At 67.8% G+C, this 25,430-nt stretch carries 23 protein-coding genes and 3 pseudogenes; 10 read left to right on the top strand and 16 right to left on the bottom strand.

The features are described from left to right. Nucleotides 1-22 precede the first annotated feature (22 nt). Together QFZ82_RS27785 and QFZ82_RS27780 are read right to left on the bottom strand one after the other, a co-directional pair. Nucleotides 23-478: a nuclear transport factor 2 family protein gene (locus QFZ82_RS27785; protein WP_307715746.1), complete on the bottom strand. Its 456-nt coding sequence runs from the start codon at nt 476-478 to the stop codon at nt 23-25. A 49-nt stretch (nt 479-527) separates the two neighbouring features. Continuing rightward, nucleotides 528-1,697: a steroid 3-ketoacyl-CoA thiolase gene (locus QFZ82_RS27780; RefSeq protein ID WP_307715745.1), complete on the bottom strand. Its 1,170-nt coding sequence runs from the start codon at nt 1,695-1,697 to the stop codon at nt 528-530. 281 nt (nt 1,698-1,978) lie between these two features. Between QFZ82_RS27780 and QFZ82_RS27775 the strand changes: the two genes are divergently transcribed. From QFZ82_RS27775 to QFZ82_RS27765, 3 genes and pseudogenes are all read left to right on the top strand, one after another. Continuing rightward, the gene (locus tag QFZ82_RS27775) at nt 1,979-3,223 is read left to right on the top strand and encodes a cytochrome P450 (RefSeq protein ID WP_307715744.1); all 1,245 of its coding nucleotides are present in this window, start codon (nt 1,979-1,981) and stop codon (nt 3,221-3,223) included. Nucleotides 3,224-3,296: 73 nt separating this feature from the next. Next, nucleotides 3,297-3,838, top strand: a pseudogene (locus tag QFZ82_RS27770) (site-specific integrase); the annotation flags it as partial. Between the two features lie 176 nt (nt 3,839-4,014). Then, nucleotides 4,015-5,172, top strand: a complete 1,158-nt coding sequence (locus QFZ82_RS27765; protein ID WP_307717863.1) for an IS30 family transposase — start codon at nt 4,015-4,017, stop codon at nt 5,170-5,172. Nucleotides 5,173-5,252: 80 nt separating this feature from the next. On the opposite strand, the gene QFZ82_RS27760 is transcribed toward QFZ82_RS27765, so the two are convergent. The 5 genes from QFZ82_RS27760 to QFZ82_RS27740 all read right to left on the bottom strand — a co-directional run bounded on the left by QFZ82_RS27760 (nt 5,253) and on the right by QFZ82_RS27740 (nt 7,841). After that, on the bottom strand, nt 5,253-5,465 hold the full coding sequence (locus tag QFZ82_RS27760; RefSeq protein WP_307715743.1) for a hypothetical protein: 213 nt from the start codon (nt 5,463-5,465) through the stop codon (nt 5,253-5,255). A gap of 179 nt (nt 5,466-5,644) precedes the next feature. Continuing rightward, nucleotides 5,645-6,094 carry a hypothetical protein gene (locus QFZ82_RS27755; RefSeq protein WP_307715742.1) on the bottom strand — a complete coding sequence of 150 codons (450 nt, stop codon included), beginning with the start codon at nt 6,092-6,094 and terminating at the stop codon, nt 5,645-5,647. Further along, entirely contained in the window at nt 6,091-6,519 is a 429-nt protein-coding gene (locus tag QFZ82_RS27750; RefSeq protein WP_307715741.1) for a hypothetical protein, read from the bottom strand. Before QFZ82_RS27750 ends, QFZ82_RS27755 begins: the two co-directional genes overlap by 4 nt. 129 nt (nt 6,520-6,648) lie before the next feature. After that, complete coding sequence (locus QFZ82_RS27745) at nt 6,649-7,119, bottom strand: NUDIX domain-containing protein (protein ID WP_307715740.1); 471 nt, start codon at nt 7,117-7,119, stop codon at nt 6,649-6,651. A 2-nt stretch (nt 7,120-7,121) separates the two neighbouring features. Further along, nucleotides 7,122-7,841, bottom strand: a complete 720-nt coding sequence (locus QFZ82_RS27740; RefSeq protein WP_307715739.1) for a helix-turn-helix transcriptional regulator — start codon at nt 7,839-7,841, stop codon at nt 7,122-7,124. Nucleotides 7,842-8,114: 273 nt separating this feature from the next. Between QFZ82_RS27740 and QFZ82_RS27735 the strand changes: the two genes are divergently transcribed. Together QFZ82_RS27735 and QFZ82_RS27730 are read left to right on the top strand one after the other, a co-directional pair. Continuing rightward, the gene (locus QFZ82_RS27735) at nt 8,115-8,366 is read left to right on the top strand and encodes a hypothetical protein (protein ID WP_307715738.1); all 252 of its coding nucleotides are present in this window, start codon (nt 8,115-8,117) and stop codon (nt 8,364-8,366) included. Further along, nucleotides 8,354-8,599 carry a hypothetical protein gene (locus QFZ82_RS27730; RefSeq protein ID WP_307715737.1) on the top strand — a complete coding sequence of 82 codons (246 nt, stop codon included), beginning with the start codon at nt 8,354-8,356 and terminating at the stop codon, nt 8,597-8,599. The genes QFZ82_RS27735 and QFZ82_RS27730 overlap by 13 nt, the downstream gene beginning before the upstream one ends. A 997-nt stretch (nt 8,600-9,596) precedes the next feature. Here the strand turns inward: QFZ82_RS27730 and QFZ82_RS27725 are convergent. From QFZ82_RS27725 to QFZ82_RS27715, 3 genes are all read right to left on the bottom strand, one after another. Continuing rightward, entirely contained in the window at nt 9,597-9,983 is a 387-nt protein-coding gene (locus QFZ82_RS27725) for a hypothetical protein (protein ID WP_307715736.1), read from the bottom strand. Between the two features lie 174 nt (nt 9,984-10,157). Beyond that, on the bottom strand, nt 10,158-10,433 hold the full coding sequence (locus QFZ82_RS27720; RefSeq protein ID WP_307715735.1) for a hypothetical protein: 276 nt from the start codon (nt 10,431-10,433) through the stop codon (nt 10,158-10,160). Beyond that, complete coding sequence (locus QFZ82_RS27715; RefSeq protein ID WP_307715734.1) at nt 10,430-10,780, bottom strand: hypothetical protein; 351 nt, start codon at nt 10,778-10,780, stop codon at nt 10,430-10,432. Before QFZ82_RS27715 ends, QFZ82_RS27720 begins: the two co-directional genes overlap by 4 nt. 109 nt (nt 10,781-10,889) lie before the next feature. On the opposite strand from QFZ82_RS27715, the gene QFZ82_RS27710 reads away from it, so the two are divergent. Both QFZ82_RS27710 and QFZ82_RS27705 read left to right on the top strand, forming a co-directional pair. Beyond that, nucleotides 10,890-12,092 carry a helix-turn-helix domain-containing protein gene (locus QFZ82_RS27710; RefSeq protein WP_307715733.1) on the top strand — a complete coding sequence of 401 codons (1,203 nt, stop codon included), beginning with the start codon at nt 10,890-10,892 and terminating at the stop codon, nt 12,090-12,092. 442 nt (nt 12,093-12,534) lie between these two features. Then, nucleotides 12,535-13,401: pseudogene (locus tag QFZ82_RS27705) on the top strand (tyrosine-type recombinase/integrase); the annotation flags it as partial. Nucleotides 13,402-13,974: 573 nt separating this feature from the next. Here the strand turns inward: QFZ82_RS27705 and QFZ82_RS27700 are convergent. Continuing rightward, the gene (locus QFZ82_RS27700; RefSeq protein ID WP_307715732.1) at nt 13,975-16,476 is read right to left on the bottom strand and encodes a polymorphic toxin-type HINT domain-containing protein; all 2,502 of its coding nucleotides are present in this window, start codon (nt 16,474-16,476) and stop codon (nt 13,975-13,977) included. Between QFZ82_RS27700 and QFZ82_RS27695 the strand changes: the two genes are divergently transcribed. After that, nucleotides 16,451-18,064, top strand: a complete 1,614-nt coding sequence (locus QFZ82_RS27695) for an FG-GAP repeat domain-containing protein (protein ID WP_373429335.1) — start codon at nt 16,451-16,453, stop codon at nt 18,062-18,064. The two genes, QFZ82_RS27700 and QFZ82_RS27695, sit on opposite strands and share 26 nt — an antisense overlap. A 135-nt stretch (nt 18,065-18,199) precedes the next feature. Beyond that, nucleotides 18,200-18,428, top strand: a pseudogene (locus tag QFZ82_RS27690) (steroid C27-monooxygenase); the annotation flags it as partial. Here QFZ82_RS27690 and QFZ82_RS27685 read toward each other — a convergent pair. The 4 genes from QFZ82_RS27685 to QFZ82_RS27670 form a co-directional block, all read right to left on the bottom strand. Continuing rightward, nucleotides 18,379-19,068 carry a hypothetical protein gene (locus QFZ82_RS27685; protein ID WP_307717996.1) on the bottom strand — a complete coding sequence of 230 codons (690 nt, stop codon included), beginning with the start codon at nt 19,066-19,068 and terminating at the stop codon, nt 18,379-18,381. The pseudogene QFZ82_RS27690 and the gene QFZ82_RS27685 sit on opposite strands and share 50 nt — an antisense overlap. Nucleotides 19,069-19,154: 86 nt before the next feature. Further along, a complete protein-coding gene (locus QFZ82_RS27680) occupies nt 19,155-21,215 on the bottom strand; it encodes an RICIN domain-containing protein (RefSeq protein WP_307715731.1) in 2,061 nt (686 codons plus the stop codon). Between the two features lie 369 nt (nt 21,216-21,584). After that, nucleotides 21,585-21,836 (bottom strand): DUF397 domain-containing protein, encoded by a 252-nt coding sequence (locus tag QFZ82_RS27675; protein ID WP_307715730.1) that lies wholly within the window; start codon nt 21,834-21,836, stop codon nt 21,585-21,587. Beyond that, a complete protein-coding gene (locus QFZ82_RS27670) occupies nt 21,808-22,653 on the bottom strand; it encodes a helix-turn-helix transcriptional regulator (protein WP_307715729.1) in 846 nt (281 codons plus the stop codon). Before QFZ82_RS27670 ends, QFZ82_RS27675 begins: the two co-directional genes overlap by 29 nt. A 99-nt stretch (nt 22,654-22,752) precedes the next feature. Here QFZ82_RS27670 and QFZ82_RS27665 point away from each other — a divergent pair, with 99 nt between their 5' ends. Beyond that, nucleotides 22,753-23,187 carry an ATP-binding protein gene (locus QFZ82_RS27665; protein WP_373429334.1) on the top strand — a complete coding sequence of 145 codons (435 nt, stop codon included), beginning with the start codon at nt 22,753-22,755 and terminating at the stop codon, nt 23,185-23,187. Between the two features lie 54 nt (nt 23,188-23,241). Here the strand turns inward: QFZ82_RS27665 and QFZ82_RS27660 are convergent, their stop codons facing one another. Continuing rightward, nucleotides 23,242-25,257 (bottom strand): bifunctional glycosyltransferase 87/phosphatase PAP2 family protein, encoded by a 2,016-nt coding sequence (locus QFZ82_RS27660; RefSeq protein WP_307715728.1) that lies wholly within the window; start codon nt 25,255-25,257, stop codon nt 23,242-23,244. Nucleotides 25,258-25,430 lie beyond the last annotated feature (173 nt).

Raw genomic sequence — 25,430 nt, 5'->3', positions numbered from 1 at the left:
GTGCCCGGCGAACCGTCCCTCCTTACCCGGTGACCACGGGCGGCTCGCCCGTGGTCCACACGGCCCGCACGTCCATACGGCTGATCCGCCAGCCGCCGGGCGTGCGCCGCAGCTCCGTCTCGTAGACCCCGCCCACGGTGAACAGCGGGTTCGCCCCTTCGCCGCGCTCCCGCAGGGTCGAGTCGTGGTGGACGTGCACCATCAGCGCGTTCCACGAGGCGGTCGCCCTCTCCCCGTCGCCTCCGACGTCCACCAGGACGTCGGAGGCGATGTGCTGGGTGCGGGCGAACCGGCCGACGGCGACCTCGGCATGGCGTACGGCGTCGGCGCCTCCGGCGTCGCCGACCGGGGTAGTCGTCCGCACGTCGTCTGCGAAGTAGCCGTTGGCCCATCCGTCCGCGAACTCGCGGGCGTCCAGGGCCCTGAAGAGGCGGCTGACGAGCGTGCTGATGTCGTGGTGATCCCTCTGTGCGGTCATGACGGCAAGCGTGCTGCCTCAACCGCGCTTGAGGTCAAGGCGCGCGGGCTCACAGCCGCTGGATGATCGTGCCGGTCGCCTGCGCGCCGCCCGCGCACATCGTGATCAGCGCGAACTCCTTGTCCGAGCGCTCGAGTTCGTGAAGGGCGGTGGTGATCAGCCGCGCACCCGTCGCGCCGACCGGGTGGCCGAGGGCGATACCGCCGCCGTTGACGTTCACCTTGTCCAGGTCCTGGTCGAAGACCTGGGCCCAGCTCAGCACCACGGCCGCGAACGCCTCGTTGACCTCGACCAGGTCGATGTCCTTCAGCGACATGCCCGCCTTGCCGAGCACCGCGCGCGTGGCGTCGATCGGGCCGTCGAGGTGGAAGTGCGGGTCGGCCCCGACGAGGGCCTGCGCGACGATCCGCGCGCGGGGCCTCAGTTTCAGTGCCCGCGCCATCCGCTTGGACGCCCACAGGACGGCGGAGGCCCCGTCGGAGATCTGCGAGGAGTTCCCGGCGGTGTGCACGGCGTTCGGCATGACCGGTTTCAGCCGTGCCAGCGCCTCCATCGAGGTGTCCCGCAGCCCTTCGTCGCGGTCGACGAGCCGCCACATGCCCTGGCCGGCGGCCTGCTCCTCCTCGGTCGTCGGCACCTGCACGGCGAACGTCTCGCGTTTGAACCGCTCCTCGCCCCAGGCGATCGCGGCCCGCTCCTGCGAGACGAGCCCGAGGGCGTCCACGCGCTCGCGGGTCAGCCCGCGGCGCCGCGCGATCCGCTCGGCGGCGTGGAACTGGTTGGGCAGGTCCACGTTCCACTCGTCCGGGAAGGGCTTGCCGGGCCCGTGCTTGGACCCGCTGCCGAGCGGCACCCGCGACATGGCCTCCACGCCGCAGCCGATGCCGATGTCGATGACGCCGGAGGCGATCATGTTGGCGACCATGTGGCTCGCCTGCTGCGAGGAGCCGCACTGGCAGTCGACGGTCGTCGCGGCCGTCTCGTACGGCAGGCCCATGGCGAGCCAGGCGGTGCGGGCGGGGTTCATGGACTGCTCGCCGGCGTGCGTGACGGTGCCGCCGACGATCTGCTCGACGCAGTCGGCGGGGATGCCGGTGCGGCCGAGGAGTTCACGGTAGGTCTCGCCGAGCAGGTAGGCGGGGTGGAGGTTGGCGAGGAGTCCTCCCCGCTTGCCGATGGGGGTGCGTACGGCTTCGACGATGACGGGTTCCGCGGCCATGAGCTCGTCCTCTCCTCGCGCGGCCTCCGGGCGTCCCGGCGCCCTGGGCCTGTGCCTCTGTCTGTGCCTGCGCCTCACACTCACGAACTGGTACGCGTTCTAGTTCCACGTGAAGTGTCGTAAGTGCTACCGCCGGTACGCAAGAGTCCTGCACGCCCCCAGTGCACCCTTTCCGGGCAACTCCTGCAGCCGCGACCCTTGCCACTTGTAGAACTCGTTACTACCTTTCGGACACCTTCTGATGGGCTGTCAGACCGTCCGACCCGAACGCGGAGCTGCCGATGTCCTGCCCCCATCTGCCCGACGGGTTCGACTTCACCGACCCCGACCTCCTCCAGACACGCGTCCCCCACCCGGAGTTCGCCGAGATGCGGCGCACGGCCCCGGTGTGGTGGTGCGCGCAGCCGGCCGGCGTCTCGGGCTTCGACGACGAGGGCTACTGGGTCGTCACCCGGCACGCGGACGTCAAGCACGTCTCCACGCACCCGGAGCTGTTCTCGTCGAACACCAACACGGCGGTCATCCGCTTCAACGGGTCGATCAGCCGCGCCCAGATCGAGGTCCAGAAGCTGATCATGCTGAACATGGACCCGCCGGAGCACACCCGCGTCCGCCAGATCGTCCAGCGCGGCTTCACCCCGCGCGCGGTGCGCTCACTGGAGGACGCGCTGCGCCGCCGGGCGCGCTCGATCGTGGAGACGGCGCTCGCCCGCGCCGGGGACGACGGCGGCTTCGACTTCGTCACGAACATCGCCGTCGAACTCCCGCTCCAGGCGATCGCCGAACTCATCGGCGTCCCCCAGGAGGACCGCTCCAAGATCTTCGACTGGTCCAACAAGATGGCCGCCTACGACGACCCCGAGTACGCGATCACGGAGGAGGTCGGCACCGAGGCGGCGATGGAGATCGTCTCGTACGCGATGAACCTGGCGGCCGCCCGCAAGGAGTGTCCGGCGAAGGACATCGTGAGCCGACTCGTCGCCGCGGAGGGCGAAGGAAACCTGTCCTCCGACGAGTTCGGCTTCTTCGTGATCCTGCTGGCGGTGGCCGGGAACGAGACGACGCGCAACGCGATCAGCCACGGCATGCACGCGTTCCTGACCCACCCCGAGCAGTGGGAGCTCTACAAGCGCGAACGTCCGGTGACGACGGCCGAGGAGATCGTCCGCTGGGCGACCCCGGTGGTCTCCTTCCAGCGCACGGCGACCCAGGACGTCGACCTGGGCGGCGCCCGCGTCAAGAAGGGCGACCGGGTCGGCCTGTTCTACTCCTCCGCCAACAACGACCCGGAGGTCTTCGACCGTCCCGAGGTCTTCGACATCACCCGCGACCCCAACCCGCACCTGGGCTTCGGCGGCGGAGGCCCGCACTTCTGCCTGGGCAAGTCGCTGGCGATGATGGAGATCGACCTGATCTTCCAGGCGATAGCCGACACCCTCCCCGGCCTCCACCTGGCGGGCGACCCCCGCCGCCTGCGCTCGGCGTGGCTGAACGGCATCAAGGAACTGCGGGTGAGAGTGGGGTGAGCGACCCTCTTCCGTACCCTGCCATGAAAACACGGCGGGTCAGCACCACCGGCCCCGCGCTGATTGTTAGTTGGTCGACGCTGGCACCGCCGCAATCCGCCGAGCCTTGCAGCGCTCCACCGCAGGCGGCTTACCACGCTGCCCACCAAGACGCGGGCCTCCGCACGCCGCATCGCCCTTCCCGCTCGCTGCGTCAAGTCGCTGAAGCTCCACCACGAGCAGCAGAAGCGCGAGCGTGAGGCCGCGGGCACGACGTGGCAACACGACGGGCATGTGTTCACCACTGCGCAGGGCAGACCGATCGACCCGACCAACCTCACCCGCACCCCCAACACGCTCCTCCGCAAGGCCGACCTTCGCCGCATCCGTTTCCACGACCTCCGCCACTCGACCGCCACCCTCCTCCTGGAACAAGGCGTCGAACTCGTCGTCATCAAGGAACTCCTCGGCCACGCCCACATCGGCGTCTACGCCACCGTCTACGCCCACGTACGCCTCCGCCTTCAGCGAGACGCCATCGACACCCTCAGTGCCGCTCTCGACGGTCCTTCCGGCCACGAACCTCCCCGCGACGACGGCATCGACCCGCCACTGCGCGGAACCGTCGTCCGCTGACCTTGCCGTCAACTACTGCCGTCACCCCACACAGAAGCCCCGCCAGGGTCCTTCCGTTCTAGTGGTCGTCGCAACACCCCAGTTCAGGGGATGCGATGGACTTCAAGATCCGGAAGAGCCGCAAGGAGCAAGGGCCCCGCAAGCTGCAACGGGAGCGGGAGGAATACTTCCGGCTCATGCAGCTCGGGTTCGGCAATCTTGAGGCGTCCAGACGAGTCGGGGTCAACCCTCGGACCGGTCGTGAGTGGCGCAACGGCCGGCCCGAGGGCCGGAAGAAGCGTCCGAGGCCACCCGCGAATGCCGTGCGGGTGGCCTCAGGGCCGTCCCGGTACCTGACGGAAGACGAGCGGATCCACATCGCCGACCGGTTCCGGGAGAAGGCGACAGTCCGTGCCATCGCCGCCGAGCTGGGCCGCAGCCCGTCCACCGTCAGCCGGGAGATACGCCGAAACGGCATGCCCCTGCGCGGCGACCGCTTCCGCTGGGCCTACCGGCCCCATGCCGCCCAGCGCCGGGCCCAACAGCGCCGCCCGCGCCCCAAGCCCGGCAAGATCGGTCAGAACCCCGAGCTGCGCGACTTCATCCAGGACCACCTCACCAGGCGGTGGAGCCCTGAGCAGATCTGTCACGCTCTGCGCAGGCGCTTCCCCGACCGGCCGGAGATGCACGTGGTCCACGAGACGATCTACCAGGCCCTCTACGTCCAAGGCCGCGGAGAGCTCCGCCGGGAACTGACCCTGGCCCTGCGGACAGGACGCGCCATGCGCCGCCCTCAACGCCAGGCCCACAGCCGCCAGCAGCGGTTCACACACCCCATGGTGCTGATCAGCGACCGCCCGGCCGAGGCCAACGACCGGGCCGTGCCCGGCCACTGGGAGGGCGACCTCATCGTCGGCAAGGACCACCGCTCGGCCATCGCCACGCTGGTGGAGCGCAGCACGCGCTACCTCATGCTGGTACACCTGCCCCAGGGCAGCGGCGCGGTCGCTGTCGGCGACGCCCTGGCGGATACTGTCCAGACCTTGCCGGAGCACCTGAAGAGGTCCCTGACCTGGGACCAGGGCTCCGAAATGGCCGGTCACCACACGTTCAGCGTCACCACCGGCATTCCGGTCTACTTCTGCAACCCCGGCAGCCCTTGGCAGCGTGGGTCGAACGAGAACACGAACGGCCTGTTGCGGCAGTACTTCCCCAAGGGCACCGACCTGTCCCGGCACACCCGTGAGCACCTCGACACCGTTGCTGCCGAACTCAACAGCCGCCCACGCAAGACGCTCGGCTGGGAAACCCCAGCCAAGCGTCTGTCTAAACTGCTCGCCGCCACACGTCAGTGATCACGTGTTGCGACGACCACTGGAAACCGTCGTCACCAGGCGGGGCTTCTATTTGCTCGCGTTACAGCGTCATCGACGCGCTACTGCTGCGTCCAGCTGATGCCTTGTGGCAGCACTCCGTCTTCCCAAAGGCGGTCAAGCTTAGAGAAGAGCTTGGGCAGGCTCACGTCGAACTCTTCCCACGCTGCCCGATCCAACTCCCGCCACGGATCGGAGAGGATCAGGCCGGGCGGCAGAGGACCAGTTGAGCCGGACATCTTGCGGCAAGCACCACACCATGCATAGCTGATCACAGCGGGACGATCCGCGTGTTGCGTATTTCTGAGGTAGGTGCGAACAGAAACCTCTCCGCATGAAGGGCAAAGCCACTCTGGCTGGTCCCGGAGGAAATTTCTCTCTCGCCCGAGAGCCTCGATTTCCGAGGGTGTGAAGCGCGTTATCTGAGTCATGACTCAGCGGTCTTCATCCAAGGTCAGGAATCGGCCCGCTGCGGGTCGAGCGCGAGAATCAAGTCACACACGTTCTCGGAAATCTTCTGCCAGGAATCCCCTTCCCCCAGAAAGGCCACGCTTGGATCGACAGGAGATTCCCTGTAATCCAGAACGAAAGGAAGATCTGGTCCAAGATTCCCGATTATCACGGTCTTCATCCGTGACATATAGCCGGGGGCGGCACACTCCTCGGATGTACCGAAGTAGCACTGCAAAGTTTCTTCATCGAGCTCTTCGCGCCACCACTTCGTCATTCCGGTCATGCCAGAAATCGAATGGAAGCCGGGGCGGACGGGGGCCTGGCCGAACACCGCTTCGATCCTGGGGGAATTGGCCAGGTCCATCCAGCTGCGATCTTTGATCGATTCGACCAGACAAGCAGGGAGAGGCATATCGAAAACCGACTCGCAGAATTCTACGTCGCCGTTCATCTGGACCTCACCTGCCTGCCCGTGGCACCGGCTATCGCGTTCATAATCCCCTGCCTTCCTTCGAGAGGAGCCATGGGATCGCCATGGTTTCTCCGATTCACACTTCGAGAGAACCAGGCCACGGATATACCGTCCTTCTCAAAGAAGATGTTGAATGCGATGGTCTCCTTGGAGCCCCTGAAGTGCCAGAAGTTGACCTCCCCGTGCCCCCCTTGCGACAGGACAGCATTCGGGAACCTCGAGGGATCCTTGTCGTCGATGCTCAGGCGGGCATAAAACACCCCACTATTCGGATCGTAGACTCCGCTGTAAACATCCCCCGTTGCAGCCTGGGAAAGTTCTGCCGAGTTGTCGAACCCGTCCGCATTGGAAATTATGTTCTCGTTGCAGTTGTGAACGAGAACCGGCGTGGCCCCCGCCAGCACATAGTACGTGTGCTACGCGGTGCCCTCTACCTGCTTTTTCGCAGGTCAAGCCGGTTTGCTGGTCCGGTGAAGTGCGTGGGTGTCCGTGGTTGTGCGGGCTTGTTGCCGTCGCTACTGCCGTCAGGCGGTTCAGCCCAGGTACGGCTTCTCGCGCTGTTCCAGGAAGTGCTGGAGCCGGAGCCGTTGGGTGTGGTGCATCGGCAACTGCTCGATCTCTTCTGGGGGCACGAACCGTAGTTCGGTGGACTCGTCGGAGATCTCCAGCCGGCCGCCGGTGATGCGGGCGGTGAAGCAGACGTTGAACTGCCGCCGGACCTCGCCGTCGGTGTAGGCGATGATGTGCTTCGGATCGGTGTAGGTGCCGACCAGGCCAGCGATCTCGACGTCGAGGCCGGTCTCTTCCTTGACTTCGCGGACGGCCGTGCCGGGCAGGGAGTCGGTGAGGTCCATGGCGCCACCGGGCAGTGCCCACAGGTCGTTGTCGCGGCGGCGCTGGAGGAGAATGCGCCCGTGGTCGTCGGTGACGACGGCGGAGGCGGCGACGACCATGCTGTTCGGCTTGGGCGCGTTCGGGTCGTCGTAGTACTCGGTGCGGGCCACGGTCAGCCTTCCTCTCGTACGGGGGTTGCCGTCGTCCACACGACGTCGAAGCTCTCGGAGTAGGTGTCGAACATGCGGCTCTCCTGGTGACGGCGAAGATGCCATACGGGGGCGGCGTACGCGTTGACGCCCCAGACATGGGCATTGACGAGTTGCTCGTCGTCGGCGCGATAGAGGGAGTTGTAGAGCGTGGTGCCGTGGGTGCGAACTTCGATGCCTGGGGTGCCGGCGAGCGGCCTGTAGTGCATGAGCGCGAGGCGGCAGCGGGATTCGATGCCGTGGCCGAACCGCTCCTCCTGGCCGCGGGCTTGGACGTTATAGCTGTCGGCGTCCCCGATCGCGATGCGGACGGTGCAGCCTTCGGCGGCGCGTTCGGTGAGGAGTTCGTTCAGCCGCGGGTACGCCTCGTGGAGGAAGACGGCCGCGTAGACGAGGATGTCGATCCGTTCCCGGGCCTGGGCCATCAGGTCCGTGAACGTCGCGACGGGGATGTCGGCCCGCTGCTCGTAGAGCGCTACCAGCTCGGGGCTGATGGCGCGGGCGGGGCGGGCCTGGCGGAGCGCCGGCCAGAGTGCATGCACGTCCTCTCCCAGGGCTTTGGCCGCCTGCAGGGCTGTGGCACGGCGTGGGGTGCGGCCGAGGTTCACCCAGCGCTCGACCGACTTGGGGTCGACCTCCACCTCCTGGGCGAGGGTCGCGTACGTCCACCCTCCGGCTGCCATGACGACTCGTAGTCTCTCGTTCGGCACGAGTCTCCCTCTTGGTCTCGGGACGGCACCAGGGACGTTCTACATGGTGCGGGACGTCCCGAAGTGGGGTTTGGTGGAGGTTCCTTCGTCCTGGCGACCGGCGTGAGGATCGGTGCCGACCCTGCGGCACCGACAGGCCCAGGGGCACGGATTCACGCCGCCGAGGAGCCTCAACGTGCCAGTGAGCGCCACCCGATGTGTTCTCGCCCTGCGACTGGATGCCCGGTCGCGGCCCGCCTGTCCGGGGTGGTCACGTTGACGGACGGCAACCCTGACACGGGCCAGCACACCGTTTCGCCCGCTGTGGGCGCCGTGATGGTCGACCGGCGGAACGGCCGCGTGGGCGTGGTGATGGGGCATGTAGGGCCGTACGTGCAGCTTCGCCCACCGCACGGTGGCCGGGAGTGGGACGTACCACCCGAGGACGTACGTCCGACGACTCCGACGGAGGAGTTGAGCGCCAAGGTCGCCGTGGCCAACCGGAGGTGGGGACGGTGACCCCTCGCTCGGTCCTGCGCTACGAGACCTGGACGCTCCAGCCCGACCGCGAGCCGGACGCGGAACCGGTCCTGTACGCGATGCAGTGCGCCGTGGACGGAGAGATCTCACCGACGAGCGAAGACTTCGCCGAACCGCAGAACTGGGTGCTGCGGCACTGCGGCCAGAACCCGTCCCACCACACCTACCGGGAGATCATCACCCGGCCCTGGCGGGCCTGGCGCCAGACGTGACCCGCCCCGCAGGCCCAGGCACCGCACCGCGCTGACCTACCCGACTCCCGTCCTTGCCGGGCGTGGCCGATCGAGGCTCCCGCGTCCTCGTCAGCCCCGGCAGGGACGGGGCCCTCACGTACGTGCCGTACCCATGGCTGTGGGGGTTCTGGCCTCTGCCACAGAAAGTCAGCCACGACGGCGGGCGCGCCGACCGACCACCCGCCACGTGTGTCTCGCTCAACCTCAGACCGGCATCAGCCCAGTTATCTCCATCGTCACCGCCCCAGCCAGGCACCAGGCCCACGCGTCCGGAACGGCAGCTCGGTCCGCCGGACGGCCCCTCGGGCGCCCGCCCGGCCTGCTGAGCGGGTCGGAAAGTTTCCGTCTGATAGTCCGGCCCGCGTTCCCACGAGCGAAATCCCTGAATCCGGTAATGGATTCACGCCCATTCGGCTCACCGAAAACGGATCACGACAGACACCCGAATCCGACCACCCCGGAACCAGCAGGCCAAAGCCCGACTGGCCGCATCATGTCATTGCTGACATGATGCGGCCCGTTTCACAGACCCCCTTACTCACCTCTTGATCGAGGCGACTTCGGGAGACTCAGTTCAGTCCGTCCTCCTCAGAGGACCGAAGCGGGACGGGGACATCGCGGTGCCTTCGTCCTCGTGCCATTCGCAATGGGTGGCATAGAGGTACCCCTTCCCTGAATTGATGGTGTACCACTGCCCACGAGTACCGGCCGGAATCTCCACCTTCGGCGGAGCAAGGCCTTCTCCCGTACGAATCTCAAGTCGCGAACACGTCGTGGGCATCTGGAGAAAGAAGACGTTCGAGAAAAGAACATCCACTCGAGCCGGAGAGGCGTCATCGCGGAGGCTGCGAAGCAGCAGCGAGTTGAAGCTCACCGAGAAATGCCACATTCGGAACGGCCTCTCCCAGGCCGCGACCAAGGTCACTACGAACCTCCTAGGTACTTGGAACCCTTGAGGACCTCCGATGTGATGTTACTACCCCCCCAGGTAGAACCTGAGTCGACTGCTGTCAAGGTTCCCCACCCGGAAGGCTCGCTCCAGGAACGCCATCTCCCGTTGCGTCGTAAGCCAGTTGTCGCCGTGCCCCTGCTGCACTGCGTAGTCGAATACCTCCGCCGGATTGCCCGACCCTCTGTTCTCCAGCGTGAATCCGTCAAGACGTACGTGGATGGTGGCCTCGGGGTGGTAATTCATCGCATCTGCGGCGCTCGAGATGGAACCATCACGCGTCTCACCCATGAAATGGGTGTATCCGTTATCATTCGCCCAGTCCTCCAGCCCGTTGTCCGACGTTCCGAGGGCAACATCGGTGAGCTTCTTGCCACAGTTGTGAACCAGGACCGGCGTAGCCCCCGCCAGCACATGGTACGTGTGCTACGCGGACCCCTCTACCTGCTTCTTCGCTGGTCAGCACGTGATTTGCGTTCCGCTGGCGTCCGTGGTTGTGCGGGGAAATCCGTGGGTGTTGCCGTCGCTACTGCCGTCAGGGGCCGGGCGGCGGTGCTGCCGCTGACGCGGTGTCGGCGCAGGGGGACTTTACTGCCATGCTCCGGGCTCGGCACGGAGTATGGCTCGGACGGTCTGCTCGTAGTCCTGGTGGCCGGTGGCGGCGCAGTGTCCGGCGATCCAACGGGTCAGCTCGTCCGGTGTGTGCAGGGTGCCGGATGTGGCGCCGCAGTTGCGTTCCTCGCCGGTGACGCAGAGCGCCGTGAGGGCCGGCAGCGCCATGGGGTCGGGGACGGTGGTCACGTGGTACTCGCGGAATCGGTAGCGCCCTCGCGCACCATCACGGGACTGTGCGTCGGTGTTCATGGAGTCAGGCCTCCGCGGTCACCCTCTTCCGGGGCGGGGAGGCGTTGACCTCGCGAGTCGGCCACCCTGAGCGCGTCGGAGAGGGCTTCGGTCAGCCGGCGGGCCAGCCAGCGGTATTCGGTCGCCGACAAGACCTTCGCGTCAGGGGCCACGGCGTCGCGGGCGTACTCCAACAGGTCCTCGCCCATGCCCAGCTGTATGGCTTCGATGTTGTCGGCGAGGTTGGCGAGGTAGCCCTGGCCGTCGGTGCTCAGGTAACAGGGGTGCCCGTCCTGAGTGGTCCACGGCAGCAGTCGCGGTCCTTCTGCACGGGTACCTCCGGGCCGTCGTGTCGCTTGCTCGGCCATCCTGACTTCCTCTCCTCGGTTCGGCTCGGGGCTACGGATCACCGTCTCGCTGGTGTGAGCCTTTGGGAGTAGCCAGCGTGTCTGCCTTGCTGTCTGCCAAGCTGGTGGGGTGCGGGAGACAGTCGGGGAACTGGTCAGGCGGCTGCGCCTGGCGCGTGGGTGGAGTCAGCGGCGGCTCGCCGAGGCACTGGCTGAGGCTGCTCCTGGGCGCGTTCCGCCGACGCGAAATGACGTGTCCCGCTGGGAAATCGGGACGCGGTCGCCGCGCGAGTGGCTGCCCATCCTCGCGCAGGTGCTTCAGGTGCCGCGCGAGATGCTGGAGAGGGCGAAGGCCGTTCAGCCGGTCGAGTCCGTGCCGCGTGTCCGGTCCGTCGCCGACTTCCTGCCCGAGGGCGACCCACTGGCCCCGCTGCGTGCTCGTATGGGCCGCCGGATCGGGGCCGAACAGGTGGCCGACCTGGCCCAGCGGGTCCACGGGCTGCGGCTGGCTGACGATGTGGTCTACGGCAAGGACCTGATCGGGCCCGCGCTGCGCGAGCTGCAAGCGGCGGTGAAGCTCTACCGCGAGGGCACACACACCGAAGAAGTGGGCCGCGAACTCCTCCGGGCCATTGGAGAGTTGGCGCAGATCGCCGGGTGGGTGGCCTCCGATGCCGGGGAGCATGCCGAGGCGGAGCGCATCTACCGGCTCGGCATGAGCGCCGCACAGGCCGCCGAGGACGGCGTGCTGTCCGGGAACGTGGCGGGCTCGCTGGCCTACCAGTGGAGCAACACCGGCCGGACAGCGGACGCAGTGGGACTGGCCCGCGCCGCGCTCAAGGACGCGGGTCCGCACGCCCCGGCGAAGGCTCGCGCGCTGTACCTGGACCGATTGGCCTGGGCGTATACCCGTGCCGGGCAGGACCGGTCGGCGATGACCGCCCTCGGGGAAGCGGCCGAGGCGCTGTCCGAGGACTCGGCCGGCACCGAATCTCCGTCGTACCTGTACTGGATGGACGCAGGGGAATTGCAGGTCATGGAGGCCCGCGTCTACACCGAACTGCGGCGCCCGCTGCGGGCCGTGCCGCTGCTGACGGACGTGCTCGGACGCTACGACGCCAGCCACGCCCGGGAGCTGGCGCTGTACCTTTCCTGGCTGGCCGTGGCCTACGCCGACGCCAACGAGCCCGAGGCCGCGGCGGGAACAGCCTGGCGGATGCTTGCCCTGGGGCAGAGCGGCAGCGAACGCACGGCGGAACGCACGAGGATCGTGCTCGATCGCCTGCGGGCCTATCGCGACGTGCCCGAGGTCGCCGAACTGCTGGCGTCCTGAGCGCCCTCGGAGCTGGCCGTCCGCCGGCCAGAGTCAGCCTCCGGCAGATTCCGGACCTGAGCGGGTGGGGGTCCCTCGTCGGTCGGGCAGCTTCGCCGTGCCAGGGTTCCTCGGGGGCAGCCAAGGCTCACCTCGTGACGCGTGCGCTCGGCCTTGGCGGCCCCCGGGGGTTCCTGGTACGCCTCCGGTGACCGGGCGGCGAGGGACCCCCATCCGCGCCCCGCGACCACTCACCACGACGAAACCGCACCCGAGATTCGGCCCCCTGCCCCTCGGAGGAAGGGCCGGGGGCTGGGGCAGAGCCCCAGGTGGCTTGCTGTGCTGGCAGTTGCGCGCCCAGACCGGCGGGGCCGACGGCAAGCGGGGCGGAGACAGGAGCGGGCGGCGGCCCCGCAGGGCCGGAGCGCGCGCGGCCCGCGTCAGCGGGCCGCCTTGATCAACCGCCCGGCGCGACCAGCCCCGCTGCTGCGCCGTCGGCCAGTGCTGCCGCAAGCTGCTCTCGCCGCTGACGCTGACCTACATCCACTCCGTACTCAAGTCCGCCCTGGAACACGCCGTCCGCGAGGAAGAAATCCATCGCAACGTCGCCCGCAACGTCCGCACCGGCACGCCCCGGCCCCGCCGCTTCGAACCTCTCACCGCCGACGAAGCCCGCCAGTTCCTCGCGGCCACGCGCGGACACCGGTTGCACGCCCTGTTTGAACTCGCCCTCCACACCGGACTCCGCAAGGGCGAACTCCTCGGCCTGCACTGGACAGACCTCGACCTCGACGCAGGCACCGCCGCCATCCGCCGCACCCTTCAGCGCACTGCCGCAGGCGGGCTCACCACGCTGCCTACCAAGACACGGGCCTCCGAGCGCCGCATCGCCCTTCCCACCCGCTGCGTCCAGTCGCTGAAGCTCCACCACGAGCAGCAGCAGCGCGAGCGTGAGGCCGCGGGCACGACGTGGCTGCACGACAGGCACGTGTTCACCACTGAGCAGGGCAGACCGATCGACCCGACCAACCTCACCCGCGCCTTCATCACGCTCCTCCGCAAGGCCGGCCTCCGCCGCATCCGATTTCACGACCTCCGGCACTCGACCGCGACCTTGCTCCTGGAGCAGGGCGTCGAACTCGTCGTGATCAAGGAACTCCTCGGGCACGCCCACATCGGCGTCACCGCCACCGTCTACGCCCACGTAAGGCTCCGCCTCCAACGCGACGCCATCGACACCCTCAGCACCACACTCGGCAGCCCGGAGAACACCAAGAAGGCACGCTCCGACGGCGACGAACCGCCGCCCTGCGTCGCCCTCGTCCGCTGACGTTGCCGTCAACTACTGCCGTCAGATGCCCCTGAAGCCCCACCAGTCACATTTGGTGGGGCTTCAGGTTTTCCGAAGCAAAAGCTTCGAGATGCGTTCAGGGCTGATCAATCCCAGCCTTGGGATCCTTTCGGGTACCGGGTCACCTACCCGCCAGCACCCCGAGCTCGATCCCGCAATTCTGGCGACAACGCCTCCGAGGCGGCCATTTCGAGGAGAAGCATTCGGGTGGCCTCTTGATCAAAACCCTCTTGCCGAACCATCTCGATAGCCCAATTCGCGGCTAGCTCCATCCAGTATGACCGGCCGGACTTCCATGCCGTCTCCACTGTCAGTTCGATGAGCTTCTCAGGGGTTGGAACGCCACCCTGACCGAGATGCTCCCACGATCGGGAAAAATCGGCCAGGCATGCAGAGAGGTTACGCTCCAAATATGGCCACATGGGAACGAATCCCGATCCCACAAGGGAAGACCGGCCTTCTGACTCCACGCCTACGCCGATCCGACCATCAGGCATGACCCCAATCCACGCCCCGTCTCCCCGATACACCACTGGAGTCCAGTTTCCCATCTCAACCCCACGGCCTGTAGTCGAAGTCAATCCCTTGATCGCTCATAAACTTCTGGAACTGCTGGCGTGTAGCGTCCGTCCACCTGTGGCCATAGTGACCACTATTTTCCGTGAACACTAGGCGGCCGTTATCTCGGAAGAGTGTGCCACCCAACACTGTTCCTCTGTCCATGCCCGCCTTTTCTGCTAGTTGCTCGTGGGGGCTGAGGCCTCCGGGAATTCTTTCACGATCTCCCGCCAGAAACCTTCCGGCACCGGAATCAAACACGAACTCAGTCTCCGGCTTCGTTGAGGTGAAAGCCCTCAAGGCGTCAGCAGTTCCCTCACCCGGCCCTAGAATTACGTCACCACAGTTGCTGTTGTGAACGAGTACCGGGGTTGCCCCCGCCAGCACATAGTACGTGTGCAGGTCACTGACAGTCAGGTTGTGAACCGCTGCCGACTGGGCCGTCCACCGTTCGATCGCCGAGATCTGGACGTGTGTGCCGGCGCTGGTACGGAGCCACTGGCCCCTCTTCAGATCCGTGGCGTCCAGCCACTCGCCCAGCTCAGGCACCCAGAACGGGTGGCCCTCAGTCGCCGTGACCGTCGCCGTCCTGGTTCCCTTGTCGCCATCCGTGTCGATCGTGACCTTGACCAGGTGCTTGACGCCCTTGCCCTTGATCTCGGCCGTGACCGTCTCGACCTTGGTCTCGCCCGTATCCGGGTCGGTGGCCAGGACCTTGTCGCCGTTCTTGACGTCCTCGATCGGCTTGGTGGAGCCGTCTGCCATCAGGACCAGCGTGCCAGGCGTAAAACTGTTGTCGGTCGCACAGCTGCCGCCATCGCCACCGTCTCTGTCCGCTGCCTTCGGCTCTGCAGTCTTCTTGGGCTGAGAGCCCGCGGACTTCTTCGCCGGCGCGTTGTTCTGGGACTTCCGTGCAGCGGCCTTCTGAGTCTTCTGTACGGCGTTGCCTGTTTTCTGTGCCGCCTTTTTTGCGGCTCTGGTCGCCGCCTCCTGCGCCTGCTTGGCCAGTTGCGCCGCCTTCTCTGCCGCCGCCTTCTTCGCGGCTGCGGCCTTCCGAGCGGCCTCCCTCGCAGCCTTGGCCGCCGCGATGATCTTGCGGGCCTTTTCCTTGGCCTTTATCCAGGCGTTGACCGCGCCCGCGATCTTCATCGCCGCGCCGATGACCGCGGGTATCTTGAAAAGCTTCAACACCGGGATCGCATTGGCGAAGAGGCTTCCGCAGGCCCACAGGTCGCCCCGTGAGAAGCAGCCCACGACATCGTTCCAGCCGACGAATTCCTTGAGCACACCCCACCCGACACTGAGGATGATGTCGCCCAGGGAGATGTTCAGCTGTTGGTTCGCCCACGCCTCCTCGGAGGTGGTGCCGTAGTAGCTGTCACTCACACCGCCGCCGTCCGACGCCAGACCCGTCGGGTCGGCGAAGGTGACAGGGTTGTTCTCGCAGTACACGTACCCGTTCATCTGGACCGGGTCGGCCAGGTCCAGAACCGGATCCGCCGAGATGAACCGTCCCGTGGACGGGTCGTATTCGCGGGCGCCGAGGTGGACCAAGCCGGTGGCACTGTCCTCGTCGCCCCCGATGAACCCCCGAGCGGAACGCCAGGTCGCGTGCTCGGACCGCTTCACGCCGAACGGGTCCAGCTTGTTGAACTTCACCGCGTTGCCGGCGCCGAGCTTCACGTTGACGTACGCGGTGCCGGTCTGGTCCGACACCTGCATCGACAGTTCCGCGGCCCCCGTTCCCTGAACATGCCGCATCACGGTCGGTGCGCCGGGCTGGGCGTAGTAGCGCTCGCTGTAGGAATGCGCGCCGTTCACGCCGATCGAGATGGTGGTGTCCCCGAGGTACAGGATCCGCTCACTCGAAGTGAGTGCCATCAAGCGCTCGCCACCGGGTCCGTAGACGTAGGTGGTCTCGTTGGCCGGCTTCCAGGACTGGACCGCGCCACTCGTGTCGCAGGCAGACAGCACAAGGTCGGTGCCGTTCGCGGGAGTCGCTCCCGGCACGGCCAGACACTTGCCCGATGTCACGTGCTTGAGCTTGTTGCCCGCCGCCACGGCGGTCCAGTGCTGGGCGTCTGCGCCCGTGCAGTCCGCGATCACGACCGCGGTGCCGTCAGCCGTACCGGCGTCCTTCGGCATGGCGCACTTGCCGAGTACCTTCAGCGCGCCCTTGGACGAGTCCGTGACCGAGAATGCCTCGATCCGGAACTTCTGGGCTCGCGAGCCGTTGCACGTGAACAGTTGCAGCGCCGTCCCGGGGGCCGTGGAGGCCAAGGACAGGTCGAGGCACTTACCGTCAACACCGGTCCACGCGCCGGCGCCCTTGTCGCCGAAGCCCGTGACCTTTTCGACCTTGCCGTCCCAGGTCCACGACAGTGACTGCTCGTCGCCGCCGTCGACACGGGACACCATGTTGCCGGCGTCGTCGTATGTGCGGGTCGACGCCTCGGTGACCCTCGCCCCCTTGTCCGTGGTGTACTCCGACGTCATTCCGGTCAGCGTGTGCGGTTGCTTCCCGGCGTCGCCGTACGCGTACTTCGTCTTCGTGTCGTTGGCCGGGTACGCCTCTGTCAGCAAGAGCGACCTGACGTTCGCGGCACACAGTTCCGACCCGGACGATGCCCCGGGGTACCTCGACCTGAAGTACCTCCACTTCGCCGTGTGGCAGTCCGGAAGCAGCACGCGGATCTACGACGGCAATAGACCCGTCGATTCCTTGGGGAATGCCAGCATTACGCTGGACGGCGGCGACGGAACCAGCACCAACTTCTACAACGGAAAGACATATTTCTGGGCTGTCCGAGCCATCGACTCCACGGGTGCCGCCTCCGCCTATGCGCCACCCGGCCTTCTCAACTGCGGCTTCATCTATGACGCTTCGGCACCCAACTCGCCAAAGGTGACCTCCACCAAGTTTCCTGAGGACGACGGAACCGGCGAGATCTGGAGCGACGCAAAATTCGGTACCGCCGGGGCCTTTACGTTCAGCGCGGACGGCTCGACGGACACAGTGAAGTACTCTTACTCGTTCAACTCGTTGGAATACGGCAACAGCGTCAGTGTCAGCGCGGGCGCCTCTGCCACTGTCACTCTCAAGCCTCCAACAGCCGCTCTTAACGTCCTCTACGTCAAAGCCGTGGACTCGGCAGGCAACTCGTCTCCCACCCCCACCAAGTACCTGTTCTACGTCTCCCCTCGCGACACCGGGGACGGACCTGGCGACCTCACTGGTGACGCCTATCCCGACCTCCTCGCCGTTGACGGCGCCGGAAACTTGCGCAGCTATGCCAGCGACAAGGGCAACGTCAACATTCACGCGCCTGGAGCCCACGACAACAACCGGCCGGTTGCGGACAGCTACTGGGCGGAAGCCGGCAAGGCCGCGCTGATCAGCCACGCCACGGACTGGTACCCCGGCGACGGCATCACTGACGTCCTGGCTCGCATGCCCGACGGCAAGCTCTACCTCTACCCCGGAGACGGCTACGGCTCCGTTGACGTATCCGCTCGCCTGGAGGTCCTGCTCCCTGAGGGCGCGCCTGCCCCGTCCGCCCTCACGCAGATTGCGGCCACCGAAGACATCACAGGAGACGGAAAACCCGATGCCGTCGCCTTGGTGGGCCAGCAGCTCTGGGCATTCACCGGATACACGGGGGCCAGCTTCAGGACGGCTCAGCTGATCGGTTTGAGCGGCTGGGCCAACTATGACGTGATCAGCGCCCGGGACATCAGCGGCGACGGCATAGCGGATCTCCTCATGCGCGGACCGGACACCGATCGCGGACTTCTGCTCCGTAAGGGCAAGCCTGCACCAGGGGGCGGCGTCGACTTCGCGTCATTCGCCTCCGCGACCTCGGGGGCCGGCGGGGCCGAGGTGGTATACGGAACGAGCGGATGGGGGCGCGGTGCGTTTCCCATGCTGCAGGGCACGCCCGACGCAGACGGAGACACCATCCCCGACTTCTGGGCCGTCACCACGGGCGGGGCGCTCTACTTCTACCCGGGCAAGGCAACCACTCATGGCACCCGCTTCACTGCCGGCGAGAGCGGCTGGGCAGCCCTGAAGACCTTGGGCTGAACGGCAACACAAAGATGTGGGGGATCGACACGGTGTCGGTCCCCCACCTCCCCTGTTTCGCCGTCATCCCTGTCGGTGGACCGCTGGATCACAGCTTGCCGGACGTCAATCCGCGCCAGATCTACCGCGCCGCCGATCAAGAAGGGCGACCGGGTCGGCCTGTTCTACTCCTCCGCCAACAGCGACCCCCGAGCGCTTCGACATCACCCGCGACCTCAGCCCCCACCTGGGCTTCGGCGGCGGAGGCCCGCACTTCTGCCTCGGCAAGTCCCTCGCCATCCACGAGATAGAACTCATCTTCGACGGAACCCGGGTCAGCGCTCGCCGCGCGCTCCGGCGCTGCGGATGCGCCAGACGACGCCGGCACCGGCCGCACACGCCAACAGGACTCCCCCTGCCACGAGGAGGGTGCCCGTTCCCCCCGTACCGGAACGGGCGGATGTGTCGGGGGCGGCAGCCGCGATGGTCCGCCCCTTGCCGTCGCGTCCCGCGGACTCGGCGGGCGGGGCGGACGCGGGCCCTGCCGTATCTTCTCCGGCCGTGGGGCGCTCCGTGCCGGGTCCGGCCGTGGGCCGTACCGTGCCCGGCCCGGCCGTGGGCGACGCAGGGGTCCCGGGAGAGACCGTGATCTCCTCCTCGTCCCGGCCGAGCCCCGGATGGCCCGCCTCCACGGTGACCCTCCAGCGCCCGGGGGGCAGCGCCTCCGCGGTGGTGTGACCGGTCGCCGAGGCGGGGTCGCGGACGAGCTTCCAGGGGCCGAGGGCCCCGCTCCCGTCGGCGCTGACCGCGTTCACCGTGGCAGCGACCCGCTCGTCGACCGGGTCGTTGTCGTTCTCCCAGGTGACGGTCGTCCGCACGCGACCGAAGTCGTGTCCGGTGATCTCCACCTTCAGTGTGTCGCCGTGGGCCAGGGCGCCGGTGGCGGTGGTCAGGGACAGGGCCGCGCCCGCCAACGCGGTGGCGACGGCCGGGACGAGGGCTCGGCGCATGACGATGTCCTCCATGGATGAGATGTGGGGGGTGGAACGGGAACGGCCGGCGGGCCACAGGCCCGCCGGCCGTCATGGGAACCGATGCGGGGTCCTCGGGCTCAGGCGGCCTTCTGGACCGTCCACACCTGAGCCGGCGCGCCCGCCGCGTTCTGCAGCTCGATCAGCCACGACCCGTAGTACGGGCGGTTGCTGACGCCGAGTACGTAGCGGCTGTCACCGGCCGTCACCGTCACGCCGTTGCCGCTCCGGGCGATCCTCCACCGCTGGGCAGCGGTGTCGGCGCAGGGCTGCTGTGCCACATACATGCCGGCGGAGGGTGCGCCGCCGACCTGGAGGCACTTGCCGGAGACGGCGGAACGGAGACGGGTGTAGCCGTTGCCCGCGCTGTCGAAGTACCACTGCTGCTGGGCGTATCCGTTGTGCTGCGAGCCGACGAGGACGGTGCCGTCACCGCTTCTGCCACCCCAGATCTCGGCGGCGTTGCCGGTCGCGCCGTTGGTCAGCAGATAGCGCGTGTTGGGCGTGGGCGTCGTACCACCGCCGTCACCACCGCCGGAGGTGCGGAACGAGGCCGCCTTGCCCCGACCGCTGTCGCGGCCCGAGGAGTCACGCACCGAGACGGAAACGGTGTAGTTCGTTCCCGGCTTCAGGTTGTAGATCCGGGCGCTGGTCGCCTGCACCCAGCCGATGGCCTGGTCGTTCAGGAAGATCTGGTACCAGGCGGCACCGCTGACCGCGTTCCAGCCGGCGACTGCGGAGTCCGGGCCGATCTGCCCGACGGTGACGGCGGGCCCGGTGCCGGAGCCGTTCGTCGGTGTGGGCTTGGGCGTCGGGGTCGTCGGCGTGGGACTGGGGTTCGGGTCGGTCCCGGTGTTGCCCTTGATCAGGAACTGGTTGTCCGCGATGTTCCAGTGCGTGGCGAGATAGCTGCCCTGCCTGGGGTTGGTGTGGAAGTAGTCGTCGTGGTTGCAGTCCAGACGGTTCTCGTAGTCCTGGCCCTGGCAGACGTAGCGCATCCTCGGGTAGTACGGGGTGTCCGAGTAGCACATGACGTCGTACTCGTCCGTGCAGTGCGCACCCCGGCTGGTGTTGGGCGCGCTGTTGTTCACCGCGCCGAGGTTGTGGCCCAGTTCGTGCGCCGCGGTGTGTCCGCCCCAGCAGCCGGTGTCGGTACGGCCGTAGGACGGGCCGAAGTTGCTGAGGTTGTTCTGACCGGGACGCTCGTCCCCGGCGAAGCTGCCGATGCCGCAGTAGACCTGCGTGTCCGCGAAGATCATGTACTTGCGGTCACGGCGGTCGAGGCCCTTGGCCGCGAGCGCCCTGTTCGTGGCGCTGAACTCGGACAGCGCGGAGGCCGGGAGCTCGATGTTGAGCACGGTCGGCGTGCAGTCGGCGGCCGTCACATAGCGGATGTTGCGCACACCGCCGGTGTCCTTGGCACTCTCCGAGTAGATGAGGTCGGCGTCGGCGGCCCACTTGCGGAACGACGGGAGGTACTCCGCGTACCGGTCCCGGCCGGGGGCGTGCACGTACACCACCTGGACACGGTTGCCGCTGTTGCCGTCGCCGTCGCAGCGCACGGTCTGACCTGCGGGCCCGTTGGCGGCGGGGGCCTGCGAGGCGGAACCCTCGGAAGCGGGAGGGCTGCTCGCCTTGCCGGCCGCGGCGTCTAGTGCGGGTGCCTTGCGCGGAAGCTCTCCCCCGGAAGGCTTCGCGCTCCCCGTCCTGGTCGGATCCTCCGCGGGTGCGGCGGCCTTCACCGCGGGCGGGGTGTCCTTCTTGATGTCGACGCCCTTCGGAGGGGCGTCAGGGCCATGAGTGCAGTGACCGCCGGCCGTGCGGTACACCCCCGCGCACGGATCCCCCTCGTGCGCGGGCTTCAGCCCTTCGTAGATCATGCCCCGCTCGGGCTCGCTCTCGGGCACTTCCTCGAGCGGCTCGGGGTCCTTGTCGCGAGCCGGCTCCTTGGCCGGCACCGGGGTCGCCGCGAGCGCCTCCCCCTGGGCGATCGACAGCGGTCGGGTTGCTTCCGACCCCGGCTGGATCGCCTGGTAGGCCACTCCGGCCACGACCGCCATGACGGCGACCGCGGCCGTGCCGAGTATGAGCCCGCGGGACTTACGACGCGGAGGCTTCTTGAGTCTTCTGCGTCCGGACAAACTGCACCTCTTCCTTGGTCAGGGGATGGGTGCGCGAAAGCTTGCCAGACCAAATGATCGGAAAATTCAGACAAATGGGATCGACTTTTCCGAAGTCGTTCTGTTATCAACGCTCTTGAACTGATGAACAGTCAACTCACCTTCCCCGCAAGGGAGTTACGCGCGTCGACTCCTCATGGTCTAGTCCCATTTAAGGATGTCGTAATCTGATCGAAATATGGATCGGCGCATTTTTGAATATCCGTCAACTTCCTTTTTATACCAGGCGGATTGGCGCGATCACAAACAGTGCGGCCTCCTTCCCGTCGAGGGAAGGAGGCCGCTGTCCTGGCGATGACGGTGAATAACCGATCCGCTACTGCTCCCGTATCACCGCAAGGAATCGACGAACGCGGCGAACGCCGCGCGGGAGAGGTGAAGGGCCGGGCGCGTGGTGTCCTTGGAGTCGCGGACGGCAACGGCGTGGGTGAGCACGGCGCACTCGACGCAGTCGCCGCCCTGGTCGCCGCTGTAGCTGGACTTGCGCCAGGCAGCGCCGCCGAGGGGGGCGCACTCGACGCATTCGCCGCCCTGGTCGCCGCTGTAGCTGGACTTACGCCACTGTGTCGTGCTGCTCCCCATATCGCTCCTCCAGGACGTCTCGGATCAGCTGCGCCGAGTCCTTGATCGAGAGGGCTGCGGCCTGCAGGTGATCGTAACGAAGCGAACAGTCCTTGACCGTGGCCGGGTTGGCGGTCGGATGCCCCATCCCGTAGCCCTCGGTGTAGAGGATCGTCGGGTCGCTCGTGAACTGGAAGAGGGTGAACGAGCCTTGCAGCCCCGCGTGAGCACCGGCCGCGTACGGCAACACCTGCACGTTGACCCGGGGATTGCCCTCGTACGACAACAGCCACGCCAGTTGACCGCGCATCACCCCCGCGCCGCCGATCTCCTGTCGCAGCGCCGCCTCGCCCAGGATCGCCCACAGCACGGGCGGCTCATCCTTCTCCAGGATGCGCTGGCGCGCAAGGCGGACCGCGGTGCGGTCGTCGAGCCGCGTGGGGTCCATCGTGCCGAGCACCGCGCGGGCGTAGCCCTCCGTCTGGAGCAGGCCGTGCACCATGTGCGTCTGGAACGTACAGATCTCCGTCGCGCGCGCCTCCAGCTCCGCCACCTGCTGGAACCATGCCGGGAGCTGGCTGCGCAGCACCAGCCCCAGCAGCCGCGACAGCAGCCCGCCCGTACCCAGCGCCGCGTCCACGCGTTCGCTGAACTCCGCCGTCGGCAGCTTCCGGGCCGTTTCCACCTGGCCCACCAGCGAACCCGTGTAATTGACGATCGCGCCGAGCTGCTTCTGCGTCAGGCCCGCCGTCTCGCGGTGACGGCGCAGTTCGTAGCCGTAGTAGTCGAGCGGCGACGCGCTCGGATCGAGGGCGTTGATGTGGCGGACGACGGACATGGCGGTACCCCCTGCTCGACTCGCTCAACTGCCGCAACGGCCAAGCACGTTGCGTACGTTCGGTAGCCCAGCGTAGTCACCGCAGGCCAGGCTCGTACCGTGAACGAAGACATTCCCCAGTACGGTATGCGCCTCACCGCAGGCGCCCACTCCGCGCGACACGTCCGGCGGATCGTCCGCTGCTACCTGACGCTGTGGAGACTGCGCGAGCTCATCGACTCCGTCGAACTCGCGGTCACCGAGTTGCTGGCCAACGTCGTGCGCCATGTGCCCGGCGGGCGCTGCGGGTTGCTCATCCTGCGGCATCCCGACGGCGTACGCGTCGAGGTGTCGGACAGCGACGAACGGCTGCCGGTGCTCCGGCACGCCGGCGACGACGATGAAAACGGGCGCGGACTGGCGCTGCTCGACGCCGTCGTCGACAAATGGGGCGTGGAGAGCGGCCGGGGCGGTGTCGGCAAGACCGTCTGGTTCGAGGTCGCCCCGGCCGTCGCTCAAGTGGCGGAACCGGCCGAACTGTCGGAGGATGGCTGAACGCGACGATCCACCCCGGAGGGTGCGGGACGCACGTCCCGTACCTCCCGGGGCTCACGCATGGGTGACGGCGACTTCCCTGGCCTCGGCCGCCCTGGCGGGCGGAACGGCATGGGCCGGGATCTGGAGTTGACGGCGTCCGGCCAGGACGTACGTGAGGCCGAAGCCCGCGCCGACCACGGCCGCGCCGCCGACCGCGTCGAGCACCCAGTGGTTCGCGGTGGCGACGATCGCGCACACCGTGAACAGCGGGTGCAGGAGCGCGACGAGCTTCATCCACAGCTTGGGTGCGAGCACGAGCACGACCAGTGCGCACCACAGCGACCAGCCGAAGTGCAGCGACGGCATGGCCGCGTACTGGTTGGTGACGGCCGTCATCGCGCCGTAGTCGGGGTTGGACAGATCCTGCGGTCCGTGCACCGTGTCGACGAAGCCCATGCCCGGCATCAGGCGCGGCGGCGCGAGCGGGTACAGCCAGAACCCGAGCAGCGCGAGCAGCGTCGCGAAGGCCAGCGAGGTGCGGGCCCAGCGGTAGTCGCAGGGGCGGCGGACGTACAGGATGCCGAGGATGCTCAGCGGGATCACGAAGTGGAAGGACGTGTAGTAGAAGTCGAAGAACGCCTCCGCCCAGTCCGTCCGCACCACCGCCTGGTTGACCCAGTGCTCGATGTCGATGCCGAGCGCGCCCTCGAAGGAAAGGATCTGCCGGGCGTGGGACTCCGCCGCGTCCACGCTGCCGGTCGCGGCGGCGCGGATGTGCGAGTACACCGAGTAGCCGACGCGTATCACCAGCAGTTCGAGGAGCAGGTTCGGGCGGCTGAGCACGCGCCGCCAGAACGGGAGCAGCGGTACGCGGCTCCAGCGCGCGGGCAGGGGCCGGGCGTACCGCGTGGGGACGGGGCGCCGGAAGTACGGTGATTCGAGCGACAGGAACGGCACCGCGCAGGCCGCGGCGAGCGCGGCGATGAGCAGGGCGTTGTCGCGGACCGGGTGCAGCACCGCCATGTCGGGCAGCAGCATCGTGCCCGGGAGGGTCGTCACCAGGACGACGAGGACCGGCCACAGCATGCGGTCGCGGGCGCGCTTGCCGACCCGGCCGACGACGGCGAGGAGCACCCACAGCAGCTGGTGCTGCCAGGCCGTCGGGGAGACGGCGACGGCGACGCAGCCCGTGAGCGCGACGGCGAGGAGGACCTGGCCGTCGCGGGCGTAGTGGACGGCGCGGCGCAGGCCGAGGAACGCGACGGCGGCGGCGAGGGCCAGGTAGAGGGCGATCTCCAGCGGGCCCTGGAGGCCGAGGCGGAGCAGGGCGCCGTGCAGGGACTGGTTGGCGAGGCTGTCGGGACGGGCGCCGAGCCCGGCTCCGGCGACATGGTGGACCCAGTACGTCCACGAGTCGCCGGGCAGCGCGGCCCAGGCGAGGGCGGAGAGTCCCGCGAAGGCGCCCGTGGCGGTCGCGGCGGCCTGCCTGCGGCCGGTGAACCACAGCAGCGGCGCGAAGAGCAGAACGGTGGGCTGGAGGGCCGCGCCGAGACCGATGAGCAGGCCGGAGGATCGCTCGCCGCGCGCGGCGAAGCAGCCGAGGAGGACGAGCAGGACGGGGATGATGCTGGTCTGGCCGAGGTGGAAGCTGTTGCGCACCGGCAGGGACAGCATCAACAGGCTGATGGCGACCGGCGCGGCCAGCAGGGTGCTGCGGCGCGACACGGGCACGGGCAGGGCGCGCGAGACGACGAGGCCGAGGGCGACCACGAGCAGCAGGGTGCCGAACGTCCAGGCGACGCCGAGGCTCTGCTCGGCGGAGCCGGCGAACGGTTTGAGTACGAGCCCGGCGAACGGGGTGCCGGTGAACCGGTCGGCGGCGTAGAGGCCGCCCGTCACGTGCAGCACGCCGCTGGGGCCGATCCAGGTCTCCAGGTCGGTGAGCCGTTCACCCGGCGGCTGCCGCAGCACCGCCGCCGTCTGGCGTACGGCGAGGACGGCGGCGACGAGCCACAGCGTCGCCCTGGCCGCCCCGATCCTCGAGTCCGTCGCCGTGCTGCCGCGCACGCTGCCCTCCGCGTTCGCCACGTCGCGCCGTGCCTCCCCACCGTTGCCGCCGTCGTGTCGTCCTGGTACGTCGTGTCGTCCCGGTCCTGCGGTCCTGCCGTCCGGTTCCGGCCTCACAGGGCGTCGGCAGAGCGTCGCACTGCCCTGTCGGAAAGACCCCGGCAACCCCCTCTTCGCCTGACTGTCACCCCGTC

The organism is Streptomyces sp. V4I23 (assembly GCF_030817975.1).
Taxonomy (GTDB): Bacteria; Actinomycetota; Actinomycetes; order Streptomycetales; family Streptomycetaceae; genus Streptomyces.
This window is presented reverse-complemented; position numbering and strand designations above follow the sequence as displayed.

Excerpts from the sequence above, each read along its gene's own strand:
- QFZ82_RS27775 (WP_307715744.1), top strand. The coding sequence starts at position 1,979 with ATGTCCTGCCCCCATCTGCCCGACGGGTTCGACTTCACCGACCCCGAC.
- QFZ82_RS27715 (WP_307715734.1), bottom strand. The coding sequence starts at position 10,780 with ATGGCCGAGCAAGCGACACGACGGCCCGGAGGTACCCGTGCAGAAGGA.
- QFZ82_RS27720 (WP_307715735.1), bottom strand. The coding sequence starts at position 10,433 with ATGAACACCGACGCACAGTCCCGTGATGGTGCGCGAGGGCGCTACCGA.
- QFZ82_RS27670 (WP_307715729.1), bottom strand. The coding sequence starts at position 22,653 with ATGTCCGTCGTCCGCCACATCAACGCCCTCGATCCGAGCGCGTCGCCG.
- QFZ82_RS27685 (WP_307717996.1), bottom strand. The coding sequence starts at position 19,068 with ATGGAGGACATCGTCATGCGCCGAGCCCTCGTCCCGGCCGTCGCCACC.
- QFZ82_RS27700 (WP_307715732.1), bottom strand. The coding sequence starts at position 16,476 with ATGACGTCGGAGTACACCACGGACAAGGGGGCGAGGGTCACCGAGGCG.
- QFZ82_RS27780 (WP_307715745.1), bottom strand. The coding sequence starts at position 1,697 with ATGGCCGCGGAACCCGTCATCGTCGAAGCCGTACGCACCCCCATCGGC.
- QFZ82_RS27755 (WP_307715742.1), bottom strand. The coding sequence starts at position 6,094 with ATGAACGGCGACGTAGAATTCTGCGAGTCGGTTTTCGATATGCCTCTC.
- QFZ82_RS27785 (WP_307715746.1), bottom strand. The coding sequence starts at position 478 with ATGACCGCACAGAGGGATCACCACGACATCAGCACGCTCGTCAGCCGC.
- QFZ82_RS27765 (WP_307717863.1), top strand. The coding sequence starts at position 4,015 with ATGCAGCTCGGGTTCGGCAATCTTGAGGCGTCCAGACGAGTCGGGGTC.
- QFZ82_RS27675 (WP_307715730.1), bottom strand. The coding sequence starts at position 21,836 with ATGGGGAGCAGCACGACACAGTGGCGTAAGTCCAGCTACAGCGGCGAC.
- QFZ82_RS27740 (WP_307715739.1), bottom strand. The coding sequence starts at position 7,841 with ATGGCAGCCGGAGGGTGGACGTACGCGACCCTCGCCCAGGAGGTGGAG.